At 63.4% G+C, this 20,621-nt stretch carries 15 protein-coding genes and 1 pseudogene; 11 read left to right on the top strand and 5 right to left on the bottom strand.

Features of this window, described 5'->3' with window-relative positions:
* From HHJ19_RS08840 to HHJ19_RS08830, 3 genes are all read right to left on the bottom strand, one after another.
* Nucleotides 1-941 (bottom strand): cobalamin-dependent protein (locus tag HHJ19_RS08840; protein ID WP_296906029.1); only part of this gene is annotated, 941 nt, incomplete at its 3' end.
* 119 nt (nt 942-1,060) lie between these two features.
* Entirely contained in the window at nt 1,061-3,547 is a 2,487-nt protein-coding gene (locus HHJ19_RS08835) for a YbcC family protein (protein ID WP_296906038.1), read from the bottom strand.
* Entirely contained in the window at nt 3,544-5,193 is a 1,650-nt protein-coding gene (locus HHJ19_RS08830) for an NADH-quinone oxidoreductase subunit L (protein WP_296906025.1), read from the bottom strand. Before HHJ19_RS08830 ends, HHJ19_RS08835 begins: the two co-directional genes overlap by 4 nt.
* A gap of 106 nt (nt 5,194-5,299) precedes the next feature.
* Here HHJ19_RS08830 and HHJ19_RS08825 point away from each other — a divergent pair, with 106 nt between their 5' ends.
* From HHJ19_RS08825 to HHJ19_RS08805, 5 genes and pseudogenes are all read left to right on the top strand, one after another.
* The gene (locus HHJ19_RS08825; RefSeq protein WP_296906022.1) at nt 5,300-6,205 is read left to right on the top strand and encodes a LysR family transcriptional regulator; all 906 of its coding nucleotides are present in this window, start codon (nt 5,300-5,302) and stop codon (nt 6,203-6,205) included.
* Nucleotides 6,206-6,354: 149 nt separating this feature from the next.
* Nucleotides 6,355-6,699 (top strand): DUF167 family protein, encoded by a 345-nt coding sequence (locus HHJ19_RS08820; protein WP_296906019.1) that lies wholly within the window; start codon nt 6,355-6,357, stop codon nt 6,697-6,699.
* Nucleotides 6,700-6,813: 114 nt separating this feature from the next.
* Nucleotides 6,814-8,956: pseudogene (locus HHJ19_RS08815) on the top strand (thioredoxin family protein).
* A 58-nt stretch (nt 8,957-9,014) separates the two neighbouring features.
* Entirely contained in the window at nt 9,015-9,482 is a 468-nt protein-coding gene (locus HHJ19_RS08810) for a CoA-binding protein (RefSeq protein WP_296906016.1), read from the top strand.
* Nucleotides 9,483-9,500: 18 nt separating this feature from the next.
* Nucleotides 9,501-10,241 (top strand): hypothetical protein, encoded by a 741-nt coding sequence (locus HHJ19_RS08805; RefSeq protein ID WP_296906012.1) that lies wholly within the window; start codon nt 9,501-9,503, stop codon nt 10,239-10,241.
* A gap of 74 nt (nt 10,242-10,315) precedes the next feature.
* Here HHJ19_RS08805 and HHJ19_RS08800 read toward each other — a convergent pair whose 3' ends face one another.
* Nucleotides 10,316-10,828 (bottom strand): hypothetical protein, encoded by a 513-nt coding sequence (locus HHJ19_RS08800; protein ID WP_296906010.1) that lies wholly within the window; start codon nt 10,826-10,828, stop codon nt 10,316-10,318.
* Nucleotides 10,829-11,390: 562 nt separating this feature from the next.
* On the opposite strand from HHJ19_RS08800, the gene HHJ19_RS08795 reads away from it, so the two are divergent.
* The 6 genes from HHJ19_RS08795 (at nt 11,391) to HHJ19_RS08770 (ending at nt 19,277) form a co-directional block, all read left to right on the top strand.
* Nucleotides 11,391-12,719: a class I SAM-dependent methyltransferase gene (locus HHJ19_RS08795; RefSeq protein ID WP_296906007.1), complete on the top strand. Its 1,329-nt coding sequence runs from the start codon at nt 11,391-11,393 to the stop codon at nt 12,717-12,719.
* A gap of 339 nt (nt 12,720-13,058) precedes the next feature.
* On the top strand, nt 13,059-14,168 hold the full coding sequence (gene hemE, locus HHJ19_RS08790; protein ID WP_296906004.1) for a uroporphyrinogen decarboxylase: 1,110 nt from the start codon (nt 13,059-13,061) through the stop codon (nt 14,166-14,168).
* Nucleotides 14,169-14,215: 47 nt separating this feature from the next.
* Nucleotides 14,216-14,545, top strand: a complete 330-nt coding sequence (locus HHJ19_RS08785) for a hypothetical protein (protein WP_296906001.1) — start codon at nt 14,216-14,218, stop codon at nt 14,543-14,545.
* Entirely contained in the window at nt 14,542-16,749 is a 2,208-nt protein-coding gene (gene priA / locus HHJ19_RS08780) for a primosomal protein N' (protein WP_296905999.1), read from the top strand. Before HHJ19_RS08785 ends, priA begins: the two co-directional genes overlap by 4 nt.
* Nucleotides 16,750-17,164: 415 nt before the next feature.
* Entirely contained in the window at nt 17,165-17,440 is a 276-nt protein-coding gene (locus HHJ19_RS08775; protein WP_296905997.1) for a DUF4242 domain-containing protein, read from the top strand.
* A gap of 43 nt (nt 17,441-17,483) precedes the next feature.
* Entirely contained in the window at nt 17,484-19,277 is a 1,794-nt protein-coding gene (locus HHJ19_RS08770) for a BTAD domain-containing putative transcriptional regulator (protein ID WP_296905994.1), read from the top strand.
* Nucleotides 19,278-20,257: 980 nt separating this feature from the next.
* Here HHJ19_RS08770 and HHJ19_RS08765 read toward each other — a convergent pair.
* On the bottom strand, nt 20,258-20,621 hold a 364-nt coding region (locus HHJ19_RS08765), incomplete at its 5' end, for a glutathione binding-like protein (protein ID WP_296905991.1).

Genomic DNA, 20,621 nt, shown 5'->3' with positions numbered 1-20,621 from the left:
ACCAGCCAGCGCAGGTTGTCTGCGGTCTTGTCGTTGTCCTGCCTGCGCGAAATGCGCTGCTGCACCTCGGGATTGAAGCTCTGGATGCCGACCTCGAACTGCAGCGAGCCGGCCGGGAACGGCACGATCAGCGACTTGAGACGGTCCGGCAGGCTGTCGGGAACGACCTCGAAATGCACGAACAGATCAGGCGCCATGCGGTCGAGGAAAAACTGCAGAATCCGCACCGAAAAATCGACCTTCAGGTTGAAGGTGCGGTCCACGAACTTGAAGTTGCGCGCACCACGCAGGTAGAGCGCGTCCATCTCGGCCATGAAACGGTCCAGCTCAAACGCCCAGGCGGTCTTGTCGAGCGAACTGAGGCAAAACTCGCACTTGAACGGACAGCCGCGCGAGGCTTCGACATAGAGCAGGCGCTGGGCGAGGTCTTCGGCCGTGTAATCGTTGTAGGGCAAGGCCAGTTCTTCCAGGGGCGGCTGCTCGCCCTTGATGATTTTCATCAGCGGCTTCGGGCCATCGAGCAGCGCGCGGCACAATTTGGGAAAGCTCACATCGCCCCAGCCGGTGATGACATGGTCGGCCAGCTGGCAGATTTCCTGTTCGCCGGTTTCATGGCTGACCTCCGGCCCGCCAAGCACGACCTTGATGTCGGGCCGCAGGGTCTTGAGCAGGCGCACGACCTGCGTGGTTTCGATGACATTCCAGATGTAGACGCCCAGGCCGATCACGCCGGGATTGAGCGCCAGCAGGCTTTCCACGATCTGCGCGGGCCGCTGCTGAATGACGAATTCGCGCAATTGCGTGCGCGCGCGCAATCCGGCGCCGCCGTGCCGGTCCATGTTGGCCAGCAGGTAGCGCAGGCCGAGCGAGGCGTGGATGTACTTGGCGTTGAGCGTGGCCAGGACGATGGCGGGCGAGTCAGGCACTTGGCGGGAAATCATGGCCGCATTATCGAACCCTCAACCGGAAGCCGCTTCATCAAAAAGAGGCGGCCTTGCGTGTCGGAGTCGCCGCACGAGAGGCGCGACTCCCTGCACGCCATAGTGCAACCCGACCGGCATCATCCAGCGCCCGCAGTCGTCGCCCAGGCGCCGTGGCGATGCTGCTCGACTGCACTGGTTTCGGGGTCGATCCTGAACAGATGCAGCCAGCCGTTGCCCACGAGGTGGCGCACGACCTCGTGGCCGGCCATCACGGCATCAATGGCAGCGCGTGGCGCTTCTATGAAAACGCTCAGGCGCAGCGGCGTGTGGCGCAGCGTGCTGCCGTCGTGCAGCGACTGCACCGGCAGACCGATGCGCAGGTCGCCGCCGTTGCCCTCGAACACGCCCAGGTGCCCGCCCACCACGTTGTGCAGCACCTTGTTGCCGCTTCCGTAGCGCCGGTTGTCCACCGTCGAGGCGTGGTATTGCATGTTGATCCAGTGGGTGACGACCATGGGCGCGGTCATGATTAGCGTCAGCACGCCCAGGTCTGGGTCATGCCGGTGGTCGTAGTCGTGCAGAAAGCTGCGGCCGGCCAGGTTCAGGTGCCGGCTGCGCGCGCGCGGCGCAACGATGAAGGCCGCGTTGTCGGCCAGCCCCCATTCCGGCCGCACCTGGGCCCAGTCGTTGGCGCGTTCCAGCACTGCCTGCTTCAGGGCGGCGTCTTGCCCGGCCAGCGCCGCCAGGCCCAGGCTGTCGGCGCGCTCGGCGCGCGCGCGCTGGCCGGCGGCCTCCAGCCAGCCACGCAGTTGAGCCAACTCGCCCTGTAGCGCGGCGGGCACGGCATCGGTGTCGTACAGAAGCACTTGGTCGGTGGTGGTGTTGTGCAAGGCGGGCAGGAAGTGAGTGGCGGCGGGGATGTCGACCTCCAGCCCCCGCAGGTGCTCGCGCACGGCCGGGGTGTTGAGCATGTCGGCCAGCACGCGGGCGTTGACCTCGCCCGTCTGGCCGCCGCAGGCGCCGCAATCCAGGCCGGCCGCATGCGGATTGTTGGTGCTCTGGCTGCCGTGCCCGGCCAATAGCACCAGCGGCGCAAAGCCGCTCACCAGGCCCATCGCAGCGAGGATGCCGCGGGCCGTGGCCGCCGCCCCCGCCGGGTCGGTGACGGCCTGCGGCAGGCGGGGCCGCAGCGCGGCAGCCGCCTTGGGCGGTAAGCCCGCATCTTCCCAGCGCCCGGGGGCCGCGCTCGAAGGCAGGCTGTCGGACAACAGCTTGGCACCGTACAACAGCCCCATGGTTTCGACGAAGCTGAAGGCCGAGGCCGGCGCGGCGCGGAACTCGGCCCAGCGCTGGCGCCATTGCAGCGCGTTGCGGCGCTGCGTGGCCAGCACCTGGCCCAGGCCCGCGCTTCCGACGTCTTCGCTCACGCACTGCACCGGCGCCAGCAGGCCCGGCAGTTGCGGGCGTGTGAGCGCGCTGCCAATGGGCGAGTAGGCGATGAAAAGGCCGAAGAAGCCGGCAAAGCCGCGTGTTTGCACGGCCGGGCTGACGGACTCCAGCGCCCTGCGAAAGACTTCGGACCGCACGTCGATGCAGAACAAGGCCTGCACGGCGGGTGGGGATGGCGCTGCAGCTGGTACCGGCTGGGGCTGGCTCAGGCCCCGAATCAGCGGTTGCTGGTAGGCAATCTCGGCCGCATTCTGCAATAGCCAGTCGTTGCGCTGGGCCTGCAGCAGTGCCTCAGCCGCGGCCCCTGCGTTGCACCACTGCGCGGCCCAGCTCAGCGGCAGCGTGCCGGGCTGCGCGTCGTCGTGCAGCCGCCATGCCCAGGCCAGGCGGATGGCCAGCAGCTGCACGATCTTGTCGTCATCTGCGCCGCCCAGACGCGCCTGCCAGCGCTCATAGGCACACCAGGCGCCCCAGCCGCCGATGGCCATCAGCACGGCGCTGAGGTAGGCCTCGCGGCCGTCTTCGGGCATTGCCATGCCGTCCAGCGCGGCGGCGATGAGGGCCTGCGACACGGCCGGCAGCGCCGCCAGCCGGGCCCGCAGTGCGGCGCGCCCCTGGCGCCAGGGCAGGCCGTGGTCTGCGGCGAGCTGCTGGCGCCAGCTGTCGTACAGACCGTGCGAGGTGTCCATCACCCAGCTCGCCTGGCGGCGGTCGAAGAAAGAGGCGCAGTGCTGGCTGACCTGGTGGGTGACGAGTTCGGCCCAGCTCAGGCCCGGCCGTGGCGGCGCCCCGCGATCGCGCAGGTCCGTCACCCGCGGCAGGCGCGACAGTGGCGCCGACCGGCCGTCAAGCGCGGCCACGAGGATGGATACCTGCGCATCGGCCTTCCCGGAAGGGTCTTCAGCGGCCGCCGCGGCCTGCAGGTGTCGGACTTGCAGGCCGCGCGCTGCCCACTGCTCGCGGAACCATTCGCGCGGCATGGTCAGCCGCGTGCCGGCCAGCGTGCCCATCGCCGCTGCGGCCTCGGACATCGGTCGGCCGACCCAGCCCCAGTAGGGGTTGACGGCGATGAACTTGTCCAGCGGCCAGGTGGGCGCAACGCGCGCGGCCGCGGCGTTAATGTGGTCGGCCAGGCGCTCGGCCTTCAGCCGGGGGGCTTCGACAGGGGTGTTCATGCGCTGACTCCGGTGGTGACGGTGGAATTGCCGGTGGCGATGGGCATGGCGATGCTGGTGTCGGCCAGTGGCAGCAGCGCGACCGCAGCGGCGGGCCCTGGAGGGCGCCACAGGCCGAAGGCGATCTGGTTGAACTTCTCGTCCAGGAACAGCCCGCCGTAAAACCAGGGATACAGGCGGCGGGCCAGGCTGCCCTGCGGCGACACGGTGAGGAGCGACTGCACCAGGAACAGCGCGCCGAAGGCCAGCGCCACGCCCATCCACAGCGGCGCCAGCGGCGTGGCTGTGTTCGGCAGCACCCAGGCGGCGAACAGCGCGTGCAGGCCGAAGTAGGCGAATGCCACGCTGAATGCACCCAGGCCGAGTGCCGGCAGCCACAGGCCACCCAGCCGCAGCGACTGGGCGTTGACCAGCGGCACCAAAGCGAAGGCAACGATGCCCGCCAGCACCCAGATAGCGGGCGAGGCCGCCGGCCCCGGTACCAGCAGGCTCCAGGCCGTACCGGCGGCCAGTGTCATGCCGACGCCGGCCAGGGCGCCCGCAGCCAGTGCCGGCGGCCCCGGCGCCGCGGCCCGGGGCGTCAGTTGGACCAGCATGGCGCGGCGCACCGCACCGCCGGCGGCCAGGAAGGCGTGCGCCTTGTAGAGCGAATGGGCCACCAGGTGCAGCAGCGCCATATCCCAGGCGCCAAGGCCGCATTGCATGAGCATGAAGCCCATCTGCGCGCAGGTCGACCAGGCCAGCATTACCTTGATGCTGATGCGCGTGGTCATCACCAGCGCTGCCAGCACCGCCGTGGCGGTACCGGCTGCCACCAGCAGCACCTGGGCCGAAGGCACCTCGGCGACCAGCGGCGCAAAGCGCATGAGCACGAAGCCCCCCAGGTTAACGATGCCCGCATGCAGCAGGGCCGAGACCGGCGTAGGTGCTTCCATCACCTGGATCAGCCAGCCGTGGAACGGAAGCTGTGCGCACTTCAGCAGGGCTGCACAGGCGATCAGCAGGACCGCCGCCTGCGCGGCAAACGGCAGCTGCGGCGTCGCGGCGACCAGCCTGCCGATCTGATCGATGTGCATGGTGCCGAAGGCCTGGACCAGCAGGCCAGTGGCAGCCAGCATGCACAGGTCGGCCGCGCGGCCGACGATGAACTTCTTGTGCGCCGCCACCACCGCCGGCGGCCGCTCGCCGAAAAAGGTCAGCAGCCGGTGCAGTGCCAGGCTGGTGGCCATCCAGGCCAGCGCCAGCACCAGCACATGATTGGCGGCCACCACCACGCCCACCGTTGCCAGTGTGGCCATCAGCCAGCGCACGTAGTGGCGCTCCCGGCGCTCGCCGCTCAGGTAGGGCTGCGAGTAGCGCACGATAACCCAGCCGACAAAGGCCACCAGCAGCATCACCACGCCACCCATGACATCGGCGCGCAGGCCGTGGCCCGCGCCGGTTGCACCTGACAGCACCGCGGCAAGGGAAAAGGCCGCGAAGCCGACGGCGGCCAGTGCCGCCCAGCGGGCACCGCGCCACGCCGCAGCCGTGGCGGCACCGGGCCCGGCAAAGAGTGCCGCCGCGCTGGCTGCCAGTGCCGGCCCCAGCAGCAGGGCAGCTTGCCAGATCGGCAGGGTGTGGGCGATATCGGGATGAGGGTTCATGACAGGGTCCAGCGGCGGGATAGTGATTGGACTGTATTTACTTCCTACAATTCTGTAAAATACATTGTTTAGTACGTTATGTGCATTAAAAAAGAACGTTAACAGCATGCCGCGTCTGAACTTTCATCACCTTCATTACTTTTGGGCCGTGGCCAAGGAGGGCAACCTCACGCGCGCCGCGTCGCGCCTCAACGTTTCGCAATCGGCCCTGTCGGCGCAGATCAAACAACTGGAAGATCAGCTCGGCCAGCCGCTGTTCGCGCGCATCGGGCGCAGCCTGCAGCTCACCGAAGCCGGGCAGCTGGCGCTGGGCTATGCCGATTCGATCTTCGCTGCAGGCACCGAACTGCAGGCGCTGTTGCGCGAGGGCCGTCGCGACGACCGCCAGGTGCTGCGGATCGGTGCCGTGTCCACACTGTCACGCAACTTCCAGGAGAACTTTCTGCGGCCTTTGCTCGAGCGCACCGATGTTGAGCTTGTTCTGCAGTCCGGCAACCTGGTTGACCTGCTGGCCCGGCTGCGCGTGCACACACTGGACCTGATCCTGTCCAACCAGCGCGTGCATGCAAGCACCGACAGCCCCTGGCGTTGCCAGCGCATCGCCCGCCAGCCAGTAAGTCTGGTGGGAAAGCCTCGTCCCAAGCGCAACGCGTTCCGGTTTCCCGCCGAACTGGCCGAAGTGCCGCTGCTGCTGCCGGGGCGCGACAACGACATCCGTGCTGGCTTCGATCTGATGTGCGAGCAACTCGGCATCCGCTACCGTTTGCGCGCCGAGGTGGACGACATGGCGCTGCTGCGTTTGCTGGCCCGCGACTCCGACAGTGTGGCGCTGCTGCCAACGGTAGTGGTGCAGGACGAGCTGCGCAGCGGCAGCCTTGTCGAATACGCCGTCGTGCCGGACCTGCATGAAAATTTTTACGCCATATCGGTCCAGCGGCAGTTTTCGCCACCCATGCTCAAAGCGCTGCTCAAGCAGTCTGAGGCTGACGTGCTGGGCTCGCTTCCCGGCTGACCAAGAGAGCGGCGGTGATACCGCAGGGCCCGGTTTTCGCCGCGAGCCCGCCGCGATGGCCTGGCGAGCCCCTATCATCGATAAACCATGCCAGATCTCACCCTGAAAGCCCCAACCAAGCCGGCGTTGCAACGACCGCAGACCACCGCATGAGCCGCGGCCATATCCGAAACGCCACCGGCAATTCCTTTTTTGCCTGGGACGGCGAGGTGCTGGTGGTCAACATCCTGGGCAAACCGGGCGCCAGCAAGGATGCCATCGGCAAACCCAAAGGCTCGCAGCTCAAGGTAAGCGTGACCGCTACCCCGGTCGCCGGCAAGGCAACCGACCACATGCTGCGTTTTCTGGCGCCGCTGTTCGGCGTGGCGGTGGCCGACATCCAGGTGGTGTTTGGCCGCGAAAACGTGAACAAACAGCTGCGCATCCGGGCGCCGAAGAAGCTGCCTGCGGTGTTTGCGCCGCCCATGCCCGACAAAGACACTGGCAAAGACTGAGGCGATAGCCGGGTTTGAGGGCGTGCCGGCGCCTGCTGACGGACAATCCGGAGAAAAGGCACGCATTACCGCGCCACCGGAACTAACGACGGCCCTGCCGCTCACACAAGCACCATGAAATCTCGACGCCTTATTTCCGCTATTTTTTTGATAGTTGCTTGCGCCTTCGCTACGGGTATAAACGCACAAAACAGCCTTATAAAAACAGCAATAAAAAGCCCGGTTGTCATCACCGAGCAGGTGCGCGCCGAACTACTGGCCTGGGCGCCCGAAGGCGTTGAGGCGGGCAAGCCGGTCTGGCTGGGCTTGCAGCTGGTGCATCAGCCTGAATGGCACACCTACTGGAAGAACTCCGGCGACTCGGGCTTGCCGACCGTGTTGGACTGGCGGTTGCCTGCGGGCGTGACAGCGGGCGAGATCGCCTGGCCAACGCCGAAAAAAATACCGGTTGGCACGCTGGCCAACTACGGCTACGAAAAAACCGTGTTGTTGCCTGTGCCGCTGACAGTTGCGCCCGGCTTTAATGCGGCGCAGCTTGATGTGAAACTCAAGGCGGCCTGGCTGGTCTGCCGTAAGGAATGTATTCCGCAAGAGGGCGAATTCACGCTGAGCATACCGGTTAAAAGCTCCACGGCGGCCAGCGGCCAGGCGTTTCAGGCCAGCTTTGCGGCCACCCCCAAGCCCTTGCCCGCCGGTGCCAGCCAGATCGAAGTCGACACCGGCGGCAAGGCGCTCAAGGTCGCGCTGGCCGGCTTGCCGCCAGCACTGCAGGGGAAAACACTGGCGCTGTTCCCGGAAACCGGCGGTGTGATCGAGCCGGCCGCGCTCTGGCAGCAAGCCTGGCAGGGAGCCGTATGGACCGCGCAAGTGCCGCTGTCAGGCCAGCGCACTGAAAGTCCTCGCCAGCTCCCGGTGGTCGTGGCACTTGACGATGTGGCTTATCGTATTGAAGCGCCCGTGCTGGGCGAGTGGCCGGCCGTCGCCGCCGCCGCCATGGTGTCGCCCGCGCTGCAAGCCGCACTGAAAGCCAATGCATCGACGGGCCGCATACCAACCAGTCCAAGCAGCACACCTTCCCTGAGCCTTGTCGCTGCCTTGCTCGGTGCACTGCTGGGCGGCATGATCCTCAATTTGATGCCCTGCGTGTTTCCGGTGCTGGCCATCAAGGTGGTGAGCTTTGTGCGTGTGAAGGATCAGGCCACCCGCGTCACCACCGGGCTGGCTTACAGCGCTGGCGTGGTGCTGTCATTTCTGGCACTGGGTGCCCTGCTGCTCAGCCTGCGCGCGGCGGGTGAACAACTCGGCTGGGGCTTTCAGCTGCAGAGTCCGGCGGTGGTGGCCGCGCTGGCGGCATTGTTCACGCTGCTGGGGCTGAACCTGGCGGGCCTGTTTGAATTTGGCAGCCTGCTGCCCCCCCGCGTGGCCAGCCTGCAGTCGAAGAACCCGACCATCGACGCCTTTTTGTCGGGTGTGCTGGCCACGGCCATTGCCTCGCCCTGCACAGCGCCTTTCATGGGTGCTTCGCTGGGTTATGCCGTGGGCCTGCCCGCCGTGCAGGCGCTGGCGGTGTTTGCCGCGATTGGCCTTGGGATGGCGCTTCCCTACTTGGCTGCCAGTGCCGTGCCTGCCGTGGCGCGCGCCCTGCCGCGCCCCGGCGCGTGGATGGTGACTTTCAAACAATTGATGGCCTTTCCTATGTTTGCTACCGTCGCCTGGCTGGTCTGGGTGCTCGGCCAGCAAAGCGGAATCGACGGCGCGGGCGCGCTGCTGGCTTTGCTGGTGTTGATGGCGCTGGCAGTCTGGGCGATCAGTTTGCGGCGTGTTTGCGGCCGCCTCAAGTGCACTGGGAGCTTTTGCGCTATGGACGATCGGGCCCAGCGTCCTGAAGCCCGTGGGTGCGCCGCTGACCGCTGCGTCGGCTCGCTGGCAGGACTGGGAACCGGGCCGCGTCGAGCAGCTTGCCGCCTCAGGCCGGAGCGTTTTTGTCGATTTCACCGCCGCCTGGTGCGTGACCTGCCAGTACAACAAGAAGACCACGCTGGCCAACGCGGGCGTGCTGGCAGACATGGAAACAAAAAATGTCGCCCTGCTGCGCGCCGACTGGACCCGCCGTGACCCGGCCGTCACCGCGGCGCTGACCCAGCTCGGGCGCAGCGGCGTGCCGGTTTACGTGATCTACAAGACCGGCCGCGCGCCCGTGGTTTTATCGGAAATCCTGTCGGTCGACGAGGTCAGGGCTGAATTGGCCAAGCTGTGATGGATTCACGCCTGGGCTGCAAGCACCCTTTCGATCCACAACCATCTGGAGACTGATGATGAATCCTCTTGCCCTCGCCGAACGCATTCCCTACATCCTCAATCATTGCCGCACGATTGCGGTGGTGGGCCTGTCGCCCATGCCGCACCGGGCCAGCTTTGATGTGTCGCGTTACATGCAGGCCGCCGGCTACCGCATCATTCCGGTCAACCCGAACGCGACCGAAGTGCTGGGCGAAAAATCCTATGCCACGCTCAAGGAAGCCGCGCGGCACGAAACCATCGACCTGGTGAACTGTTTCAGAAACAGCGAGGATATTCCGCCCGTCGTCGATGAAGCCATCGCCATCGGCGCCAAGGCAGTCTGGATGCAGCTTGGCGTGGCCCATGCTGCAGCCGCCGCCACAGCTGAAGCGGCGGGCCTGCTGGTCGTGCAGGACCACTGCATCAAGATCGATCACCGGGTGCTGCTGTCCAGCGGTTTGCTGCAGGCGCATCCGGTGCCGCTGGACGCAGCATCCCGCTGAATCGCGCGGATCGACTGCATGCGTGAATTACGCGGCTTCGTAGCGCCCCTCGCTTTATTTTTGGTCGTGCTGATGCTGGCAGGCTGCGCCAGCTCTGCGCCCACTGCTCGAGGTGAAACGCAAGTGGCGACTTTGGCACCGACTGAGCTCGCCCAGTCGGACGTCAACCGCATGGCCACGCTGGGCATGCGCGACAACCTGGACAGCCTGCTGCGAATTGCCGACAAGCTTTACAAGCGCAACCCGGCCGAATGGCGAAAGACCGGCGCTGCCAGCCGCGACGCCGCCCTGGCACAACTTCGCAAATCCATCGAAAGCCTCGCACCCTGGCCTGAACTGCAGGGCAAACGCGATATCGCGGCGCTATCGCTGGCGCTGGGCAGCGACTTCACGGGTGACCGCGTGGCGGCCTTCGTCTATGCCAGTGCCGACATGCTGGTGACGGCCCATGGCGGCAAGACCCGGATATATCTGGTCGACAGCCTGGACGCGCAATACATCTACAACGCGGCCCGGAACATCGAAATTGCGGTCTGGCTGCTGTCCAGCCGGCGCAACCCTGCCGGCCAGACGCTGCTGCTGGCCGACGAAATCTCGGGCCCGGACCGCAACCTGAGTTTTGAGCGCGAATTTGGCAAGATGATCGGCCGGCTCGACCTGCTGGCCGAAGTGGTGATCGAAAAATACCGGCGCGCCGTGATCAGCTACATGCAAAATTTCGTCGGTGGAACTTTTTTGCAGTTTTTGCCGGTGCGGTGATGGGGTTTTCAGCTGCTAACGTTTGACATGAGCGGCTGGTCGCAGGCCAGTCCGCTTGACGGAAGGGCTAGCCTTCAGCGCAGGTATGCAATGGTTGCTTTCTCATGTGGCCGGTAGGCTGAATGGTAGCGAATGATTTCCTCGGCTAACCATAGGCTTTCGGATTCTCCAAACATTTCAGACCGTGCTTGTAACTCAGCCAAGTGCTCTTCGAGCGGAACATGCGGAACCAGTTCGTCTTCATCAGACCAGCATCCTTGACTCATTCGCTTCACGTAGACGAGTGCATCGGCTTCCATCTCAATTGCCTCGAGCGCTTGCAGCACGCAAAGGCCTTCGAGCACCCAGCCGTTCGCGGCGCGAGCGACGGCTCTAGCCAGTTTGGCCGCGTTAAGGTTGGGAATATACGCGCGGAGATCACTTGCAACGAAGTCGTCGAGGTGAATCACAGCAACACCGAGAGAACAGGACAGTTCCTGCGATAAGGTGGACTTTCCGCTGCCGACCTTACCATCCACAGCGATTCGCGACGAGGCAGACATGTGAAGGAGGCGAGCCACTTCTGACGAGGTACTGGCTTCTTGCATTTCTGAAGCCTAACGTGACATACACCGCAAGGTGCTGCAGCATGACGGGGCCACTTTAATTGCAAAAAAAGTCATTTTCCGCTTTCCTCACTTCATAGTTAGCGACGTTAAAAATAACCGAAAACCCGGCAATTTTTAGCCACTGCTTCGATGCGGGTTCAGTCCGGATATCGCTCAAACGCCATGGGTTCGGTATCTTAATAGTAGAGCGGAATCATTTTGGCCCGCCCGCACTGCGAAGGAAAAATTCCCTGCGTATCGTCGATGCAGCTATTCGAAGTCAGGGCGGTTTTGCGCTGTCAGCCTGCTTGAGAGGCGTCGCGCGGATTGCGCGTCGTTTCCGCTTTCTGCGCATTGCCAAACGCCAGGAGCGGCGACGGCCCGTGCGTGGCTAGCTGACAATAGGGACACACTCATCATGACTTCCCCGCGTCGTACCCACGCAGACGGGTATCCAGGCTCGTTGGAGCATTTTGACTGGCGCTGCCGGATTCCACCTTCTCGGGAATGACAAAAAGTTATTTTTTGCCCCACGTTTTTTTCTGATTGATTCAAGACACCCATGACCCAGAACTACCTGCCCAAGGTCAAGAGCCAGTACGAAGCCATGCCTTATCCACCGTGCAATCCGCAGGACGACAAAAAGCGCCTGGTGTTGACCTGGCTGGAAGACCTGCCCATGATCAACCACTACTGTTTTGCCGGAAAACAGTCGTTTAAAAATCGCTTCCGGGCGCTGGTGGCGGGCGGCGGCACTGGCGACGCCACTATTTTTCTGGCCGAGCAGTTGCGCGCCATCGGTGCCACCGACGCCGAAATCGTCCATCTGGATATGAGCGAGGCCAGCATTGCGCTGGCCAGGGAACGCGCTCGCATTCGCGGCCTGGACAACATCACCTGGGTCAACTATTCGCTGCTGAGTCTGCCGGCGCTCGGCCTGGGCCAGTTCGACTACATCAATTGCAGTGGCGTGCTGCACCACCTGGCCGACCCGGACCTGGGGCTGAGGGCGCTGCGCAGCGTGCTAAAAAATGACGGCGCCATCGGATTGATGCTGTACGCCACCACTGGCCGCACCGGGGTCTATCAGCTGCAGGCGCTGATGCGGCTGATCAATGGCGGACAGACCGGGCAGCAAGCCGACGCGCAGCGCAAGATTGCCAACACCCGCGAGTTGCTCGGCAGTCTGCCGCCGAGCAACTGGTTCATGCGCAGCGAGGATCTGCACCACGACCACAAGCTGGGCGACGCCGGTATTTACGACCTGCTGCTGCATTCGCAGGATCGCTCTTACACCGTGGGCGAACTGTTTGACTGGCTGGGCAGTGACACGCCGGACGGGCATGGCCTGCACCTGGCGTTCAGCGATGTGCAGCGCGGCCGCTCGCCCTATCTGCCGCACATGGTGCTGGGCAGCAAGCCGACCGCCATGGCCGCTGAACTTCGCAAACTGCCGCTCAGGCAGCAATACGAAATGGCCGAGCTGATGATTGGCAACATCATCACGCATTCGCTGTATGTCACGCAGAACGCCAGCGGCACCGCTCCTTACGGCGATGCCGCCTACATTCCGTTTTTCTACCATGAGCCGCTGACCGGCGAGGTGGCCGCGCAGGTGTTTGACAGCAACCGCGGCCAGCCGTTCATGCTCAAACACCAGCATTCGGGGGTGTCGGTGATGGTCAATCCCGGCAAATATGGCGCGAAAATCCTGCGCCTGATCGATGGCCGCCGTAGTTTTTCCGAAATTTTCGACCAGTTTCGTGCTGGCTGGCACGGCCAGGCTACCGCGCCAGACAACGCCACGCTGTTCGCCGACTTTGCGGAGTCTTATGACACCTTGAACGCGCTTGAGCGCCTGCTGCTGAAACACCCGGACGCGAACCGCTGAACGCCTGAACTGATTCGGGTTTGAAGCCCGCGAGCAGATCCATTCTGTATTTTTTCGTCGTTCTGGCTTATCGTCCAGTGAGTACGGTCATTCTTTGCTATTAAATTAATAGCTTTTTGACTTCTCATCGGTTTGCTGGCCCGGGGTAGCCCGGCCAGCAACACCATGCAGCGCCAGCAGCGCTACGAATTCAATAGCAAGATGAAGCCGTAGTCACTGGACAAGAAGCCAAAATCAATCAATAGAACCGAAATTTATCAGGATTTGTGCTTAACCCACCATCAGAGCGCCCTCTCGCGCCCAAGCCAGAGCACCGCCCACACCTGAGACAATCAAGTCATGTTTGCACCCCTTCAAAACGACACCTTTCTGCGCGCCTGCCTGCGTCAGGCGACCGACTACACCCCCGTCTGGCTGATGCGCCAGGCCGGCCGCTATCTGCCCGAATACCGCGCCACGCGCGCGCAGGCCGGCAGCTTCATGGGGCTGGCGACCAACACCGACTACGCGACCGAAGTCACGCTGCAACCACTGGAGCGCTTTCCGCTTGATGCCGCGATTTTGTTCAGCGACATCCTGACGGTGCCTGACGCGATGGGCCTGGGCCTCTCGTTTGCACTCGGCGAAGGGCCGAAATTTGCCACGCCCGTGCGCGACGAGGCGGCCGTCGCAACGCTCGAAGTGCCCGACATGGACAAGCTGCGTTATGTGTTCGACGCCGTCACGTCGATCCGCAAGGCGCTCAATGGCCGGGTGCCACTGATCGGCTTTTCGGGCAGCCCCTGGACGCTGGCCTGCTACATGGTCGAGGGCAGCGGCTCGGACGACTACCGCCTGGTCAAGACCATGCTCTACCAGCGCCCGGATTTGATGCACAAAATCCTGGCCATCAATGCCGATGCAGTGGCGCTTTACCTCAACGCTCAAATCGAGGCCGGCGCCCAGGCCGTGATGATTTTTGACAGCTGGGGCGGCGTGCTGGCCGACGCAGCCTTCCACACCTTCAGCCTGGCCTACACCGCCCGCGTGCTGAGCCAGCTCAAGCGCGAACATGAGGGTGTGAAGATTCCCCGTCTGGTGTTCACCAAAGGCGGCGGCCAGTGGCTGGACAGCATGAAACAGCTTGACTGCGAGGTGCTGGGCCTGGACTGGACCGTCAACCTGGCGCGGGCGCGAGCGCAGGTCGGCGAGAACGGCCCGCATGCCAAGGCGCTGCAGGGCAACCTGGACCCCAACGTGCTGTTTGCCAGCCCGACGCAGATTGAAGCCGAGGTCGCCAGCGTGCTGGACAGCTTCGGCGCGCCGCACACCGACACCAGCCAGAGCGGTCCGACACAGATTTTCAACCTGGGCCACGGCATCAGCCAGCACACGCCACCGGAAAGCGTCGATGTGCTGGTGCGCGCAGTACACGCTCACTCTCGCAGCATGCGAACCGGCCGGCTCTGAAACACCTTAAAGCCACTCAATGGGCTGATTTGTGCGTTGCAGCACGCATGACTAACACAAAACCAGGGTCCCTCGTCCGGACTTATGCACAAAATTCTTGCTGCGGTGCCGCATTGCGGGAATTGCAGTACTTACCGCGCTATCAAAGCCATAGCGCACGTAAGTCATTGATTTATAAGGATTCTTTAAACTGCTTTTTTTCCGGGCATTTTAAGGAAAGCCTTGATTTACAAGGCTTGGCGACGTTAGCGGACAAGCTATCAACAAAGTTATCCACAGAAAATATGGAAAACTTCAAAGCAGTGTTAAATCAAGGACTTAGCGTCCAATCTGGATGTGTTTTTGAAGAAGTACCCATAACTGGTTACCCCAAATGAGGTACTGGCTCCAGGTCGTGGTGGCCACGCCGGCGCACAGCGCGCTGGCCGGACCCCTGACTTACAGAAGTGAGTTGCCACTCAGCCCCGGTACGCTGGTGCGCGTGCCGCTGGGCAGGCGCGAGGTGATGGGCGTGATCTGGGGGGCGTTGCCTGGCAGTGGCGGGCTGCCCGAAGAAACCATCAAGGGCATCGCCAGCGTGCTCGACGGTGTCGTTCCCCTGTCTGCCACCTGGCGCAAGCTGGTGGCTTTCACGGCCGCCTATTACCAGCGCTCGCTCGGCGAGGTGGCACTGGCCGCCTTGCCGCCGCAATTGCGCGAGCTCAGCACGGTGCAGTTGGCGCGCCGGCTGAAGCGGCCGGTGCCCGATACCAGCCGTTTGCCGGGCACGCCCGATTTAATAGCTCTCAGCGCCCAGCAGATAGCCGCTTTGGCCGAATTTGGCACCGATTCCCGGCCCGCCCTGCTGTTCGGCGCGACCGGTAGCGGCAAAACCGAGGTTTACCTGCACGCCGCGGCCCGGGTACTGGCGCAAGACCCGGCTGCGCAGGTGCTGGTGATGGTGCCCGAAATCAACCTGACACCGCAGTTGCAGGCCCGCTTTGAAGCGCGCTTTGCCCACCTCGGCAAGGAACGCGTCGTGCCCCTGCACAGCGGACTCACGCCAGCCCAGCGGCTCAAAAGCTGGCTGGCCGCGCATTCCGGCCAGGCCCGGCTGGTGCTCGGCACGCGCATGGCGGTGTTCGCGTCAATGCCTAATTTACGCTTGCTGGTGGTCGATGAAGAACATGACCCGAGCTATAAACAACAGGAAGGCGCGCGCTACTCGGCGCGTGATCTGGCGGTTTATCGCGCCAAGCTTGAAACAGACGACGCGAACCATCCACACGGGCCTTGCCGCGTGCTGCTCGGTTCGGCCACGCCCTCGCTGGAAAGCTGGCAGGCGACGCTGACGGGCCGCTACCAGCGCTTAACCATGAGTGATCGAGCCCCCACGCTTGTCGCTTCGCGTACTGCGCTGCCCCCCGAGGGGGCTGGCCTTGCTTGGGGCGGCCCGGCGCTGGCGGCCGTGGCGCCCACGCTCCACACCACGGCCGAAGGGGCAGCTGGCCTGCCCACCGTTCGACGCGTGGACATGAACCACCAGCCCAAGCAATGCGTGATCGCGCCGCCGCTGCTGGCAGCCATTGCCGAACGGGTGGCACGCGGCGAGCAGTCGCTGATTTTTTTGAACCGGCGCGGTTATGCGCCGGTGCTGGCCTGCCACGACTGCGGCTGGAAAAGCGAGTGTCCGCATTGCAGCGCCTACCGCGTGTTCCACAAGATCGATCGCACGCTGCGCTGCCACCACTGCGGCTTTACCGAGCGCGTGCCGCGCGCCTGCCCGGCCTGCGGCAACATCGACATCGCACCGGTCGGGCGCGGCACCGAGCGGCTGGAAGAACACCTGGGCGAACTGCTGACCGGCGTGCTGCGGCCTGACGGAACCGCCGTTCGCGTGGCCCGCATCGACGCCGACACCACCCGGCTCAAAGGCGCGCTCGAATCGCAGCTGGCCAGCGTGCATGCGGGCGAAGTCGACGTGCTGGTCGGCACGCAGATGATTGCCAAGGGCCATGACTTCAGGCACATCACGCTGGTCGCGGCCATCAACCCCGACGGCGCGCTTTTCTCCAGTGACTTCCGCGCGCCAGAGCGTTTGTTCAGCCTGCTGATGCAGGCCGGCGGCCGCGCCGGACGCGACGCCAGGCACAGTGCCAGCAGCGAAATGTGGGTCCAGACCTTTCACCCCGGCCATCCCCTGTTCGAGGCGCTCAAGCGCCACGACTACCCTGGCTTTGCAGCGCAGCAACTGACCGAGCGCCAGGCGGCCGGCCTGTCGCCCTTCGGCTTTTCAGCGCTGCTGCGCGCCGAAGCCAAAACCCAGGAAGTGGCACAAGGTTTTTTAAACGCCGCCGCCGAAGCCGCGCAGGCGCAGCAACTGCCCGGCCACGACAGGGTCACGCCCTACCCCGCCGTCCCCATGACGATCCAGCGCGTGGCCAATATCGAGCGCTCCCAGATGCTGGTCGAAGGCCCCTCGCGCGCCGCACTGCAATGTTTTTTGGCGGCGTGGCAGCCGCTGCTGTTTGAAACCCGCAGACAGGCCGAATTCAAAAGTCTGGTGCGCTGGGCGATTGATGTGGACCCATTGGCGATTTGAGGGCGTTGGTTGTCGGCTGGAGGCGGTCATGCGGGGAATACCAATGGCCGGGTCAGACCCGAAGCGGGTCTACAACTATCGAAACTGCTTGCTCCGAACCGGACACTGAAAGTTGCGGCCTAGTTGGCGGCAATGTGGTGATGACTTCAAGAACCCCTGCACCCGCTGCCGAGTAAGACCAGTCATTGCAACTGGCATTTCGTAAGCCTTTTGAGACTGGGAGACGATTTGCATTTGCAGTGAGTGTGTCGGTACTCGACCCTGCCAGTCCCAATTGGCGAAGCGGACTTTTATGCCCATTTCTGGCGAGCGCCCAAAATAGATCACAATTTACAGTGACCCGTCGTCCTCACACGCTTGCTCACACGTATGCGGCGTACCTTTGTGGCTCCACTTCACTTCAAAGGAAACTGTTATGCCTAAATTTGTAATCGAACGTGCCATTCCTGGAATCGGGGCCTCGACGGCAGCCGAGTTGCAGGCCATATCTCAGAAGTCGTGCAGCGTCCTGCAGGAATTGGGCCCAGATGTCCAATGGGTGCATAGTTACGTGACGGGTGACAAGATCTACTGCGTTTACAACGCGGCGAACGAGGAACTGGTCAGGGAACATGCGCGCCTGGGAGGTTTTCCTGCGAACAGCGTCGCGCGGGTCATGACGGTCATTGATCCGACGACTGCCGAAGCCTGATGCCGTTGTTGTCAGGCTACCTGCCCTGAGAGAGGATAGCCTCATGAGCCTTGCGATTCACCTTCTTGGGGCACCGCGGGTAGAACTCGACGGTCAGGCATTGCCAGCGCCGCGCGGCCACAAGGTGTGGGGCCTGCTCGCGTACCTGATCCGCAGCGATGTCGGTGCGAGCCGCAAGCACCTGGCGGAGCTGCTATTCCAGGACGCAGAGGATCCATTGGCAGCGTTGCGCTGGAACCTGAGCGAACTCCGACGGCTGCTTGGCAACGCGGGGTTGCGCGGCGACGTGCCAGCGCTCTCGCTTGAGCCAACGGCGTATATCGATGTCAAGGTCGTGTCATTAGGAACATGGGCCGAGGCGTTGTGCGTGCATAACCTCGACCGCGAATTGCTTGAGGGGATGAGCTTTTCGAGCAGCCCGTCTTTTGAAGTCTGGCTCGCAACCGAGCGCCGACATCTTCAGGCAACTGCAGAGGCAGTCATGCGGGAGGCCGCGTTGGCCCGCCTGGCTACCGGTGCGGTGACTGAAGCGGCCGATTTGGCCGGTCGTCTCGTGCGCCAAAACCCCTTGGATGAAAATTACCAGGCGCTACTCGTACGCAGCCTTGCCGCTGCGGGCTATGGCGTCGGCGCGGCACGCCAGGCAGCCGCGTGCCGCGAGCTATTCATGCGCGAGCTTGGTGTGCAGCCGGGGGCGACGCTCGAAGCTGCGATATGCACGGTTACCGCCATGCCGACTGCTCGGCCCGCGACTGGTCGCACTGCAGCTGTCGCGCAGATTGAGGCCGGGGAGGCTGCGATCGGTGCCGGTGTGCTCGATGCAGGCTTGCAATGTTTACGGCGCGCAATTGTCGAGGCTGACGCCACCGGCGACGCAGTTCTGCGTGCGCGTGCGCGTGTCGCCCTGGGCGGCGCACTTGTCCATGCCGCCCGCGGCCGTGACGAAGAGGGCGCCACGGCGCTGCACGAGGCTCTCGCTGTCGGCCAGGACTCAACGTCGCCGTTCGCAGCTGCGGCTTGTCGCGAACTGGGTTACGTCGAATTTCTGCGCGGCCGATATGAACGTGCCCTGGTGTGGTTGCGCCGTGCTGCGCCACTGGCCGGTGACGACTATGCAGAGCAAGCACGAATCGCAATCGTACATGGCTCGGTGCTTAGCGACACAGCACACTATGCAGCGGCGATTGCCATGCTGCGCGACGCTGAGGCGCAATCCAATAGCGTCGGCGACGTGAAGCAGGCTACGTTCGCGTTGTCGATGTTGGGGCGCGCGTTGCTGCTGCAAGGCGACCTCCAGGGAGCGACCGATGCTCTCGATCGATCGGTCATGCTGGCACAACAGCGCTGGACAGCCTTTGTGCCTTGGCCCCAGTCGTTACGTGCAGAAGTTGACATGATGAGTGGCGATGTTGAGGCCGCTTCGGAGCGTTTCGAACATGCATTCGCTCTCGCATGTCAGCTTGGCGACCCGTGTTGGGAAGGCATCGCCGGCCGCGGCCTTGGGCGCGTCGCCATCGCGCGGGGTGATTCGGAGCGCGCCGTTGAGATCCTCGTCGATGCAATTGCGCGTTGCGCTCGCCTGCCCGATGCCTACCTTTGGGGCAAAGGCTATGCACTTGACGCGCTGTGCGGTCTAGCGATCGCGAACAGCATGCCCCAGGCACCGGCATGGATTGGCGAGATGCAGACGCTTGCCGCGCGCAGTGGCATGCGTGAACTCACTGTTCGGTCACACCTTCACCGTGCCGCTCTGGGTGACCACGAGAGTCAGGCCGCAGCGCAGCTACTCGCCTGCGAAATCGACAATCCATCACTACGCGCCCTCGTCGGGCGTTGAATCCTGGTGATGAAGTTCCAGATGAACTGGATTGCAAAGTCTTACAGCAATAGTTGACTATCGGTATCCTGCAGCCTTCAATGCATTCCGCCTGCCAGACCGCTATCAACTATGGCCGCTTTGGGCACACTGCGGGTCGCCATGAACGACAGCTTCTATGGGGACTCTTTTGTCAAGCCGTTTTTGACGGACAGCATCCATCAGTTCAAGTTCATGGTCCCCTGATCATGACCCACAGTAACGGGCTTGCCGGACGGATGCTTTGACGCGGTTCGACATAGCTGATGCATCCAGATCCAAGGTCGGGGTGTGATGAGCGTTCAAGCCGGTGCTTGGACGAACTTCTATCCGTGCAGGGTGTGTTCACCCGGCACCCAATGCGGCATACGCACAAAGTGCGCTGGCAAACCCCAATTACCGGCGCACCCTATTTGGGAAGACGGTCACGGTGCTGTGACCCACCGTCGTTGCGGGCGCGTCGACTTTTGGTCGGCCTGGATCGCCGCCTCCTGGTCCCGTATAACTGTCTGGTGGGAAATAGACATTTCAGTTTTCCTTCGCAACGAAGTTTGAAATCCTCTTTTTTTAGCTCAAGCCGTCTTGATCGAGTAGTCCCACATAGCATCTGACCGGCGTGCAAAACTTTGTAATTGAACTTCCAGAAAGCAGCCCCTGGCCAATACCCGGTAACGCTGCATTGCTGACCACCAATGAGGAAAAAATCACCCCAACTGAGAGACCTCACTGGCTTCTCACCTCAAATTCACGAACGTCAGATTTGCAAGGTGATGGCCATCAGCCATGGGCAAAACTGAGTCCTTGGACATCGCTCGAATCAATGGCGAAATCAACCCTCAGCGCGCCTGGCCCCGATAACAGATCTCTGCGGCATGCGTTTGTTGCCGGCCAGCGATTCCTTTTCAGGCGGCCTGATCAACCATGGCCGATTCAAAGTGATACGCTGCGCTGCGCCGCCTCGCCTAGAGCGACATTGACGGCCGCTCGGCCATCGCGGTCCGCCAGCGTTGCAGGTGGGGGTGTTGTTCACCAACCCTGACCTTCACAATGCGTGCGAAGTCAAGGGCCACCACTGCGGTGATGTCGGCCACGCTGAAACGGTCGGTGGCGATGAAGTTTCGCTCAGCCAGACGCTCGTTCAGCATGACCAGGAACTGTTGAAGCCTCACCAAACCACGCTGCGCCAGTTCGGCAATCTGCGGGTAGTCCACCTGTCCGGGCAGCGCCCGGTTGGCCATGGCCGGCGCGCTGTTGCGCAGTGCCTCGGCGACGGCCATCAGCCCCTCGAACTCGACGCGCCAGTTCCAGCTGGCAATTTCCGCCTTT

The organism is Polaromonas sp., assembly GCF_012927415.1.
Lineage (GTDB): Bacteria > Pseudomonadota > Gammaproteobacteria > Burkholderiales > Burkholderiaceae_C > Polaromonas.
This window is presented reverse-complemented; position numbering and strand designations above follow the sequence as displayed.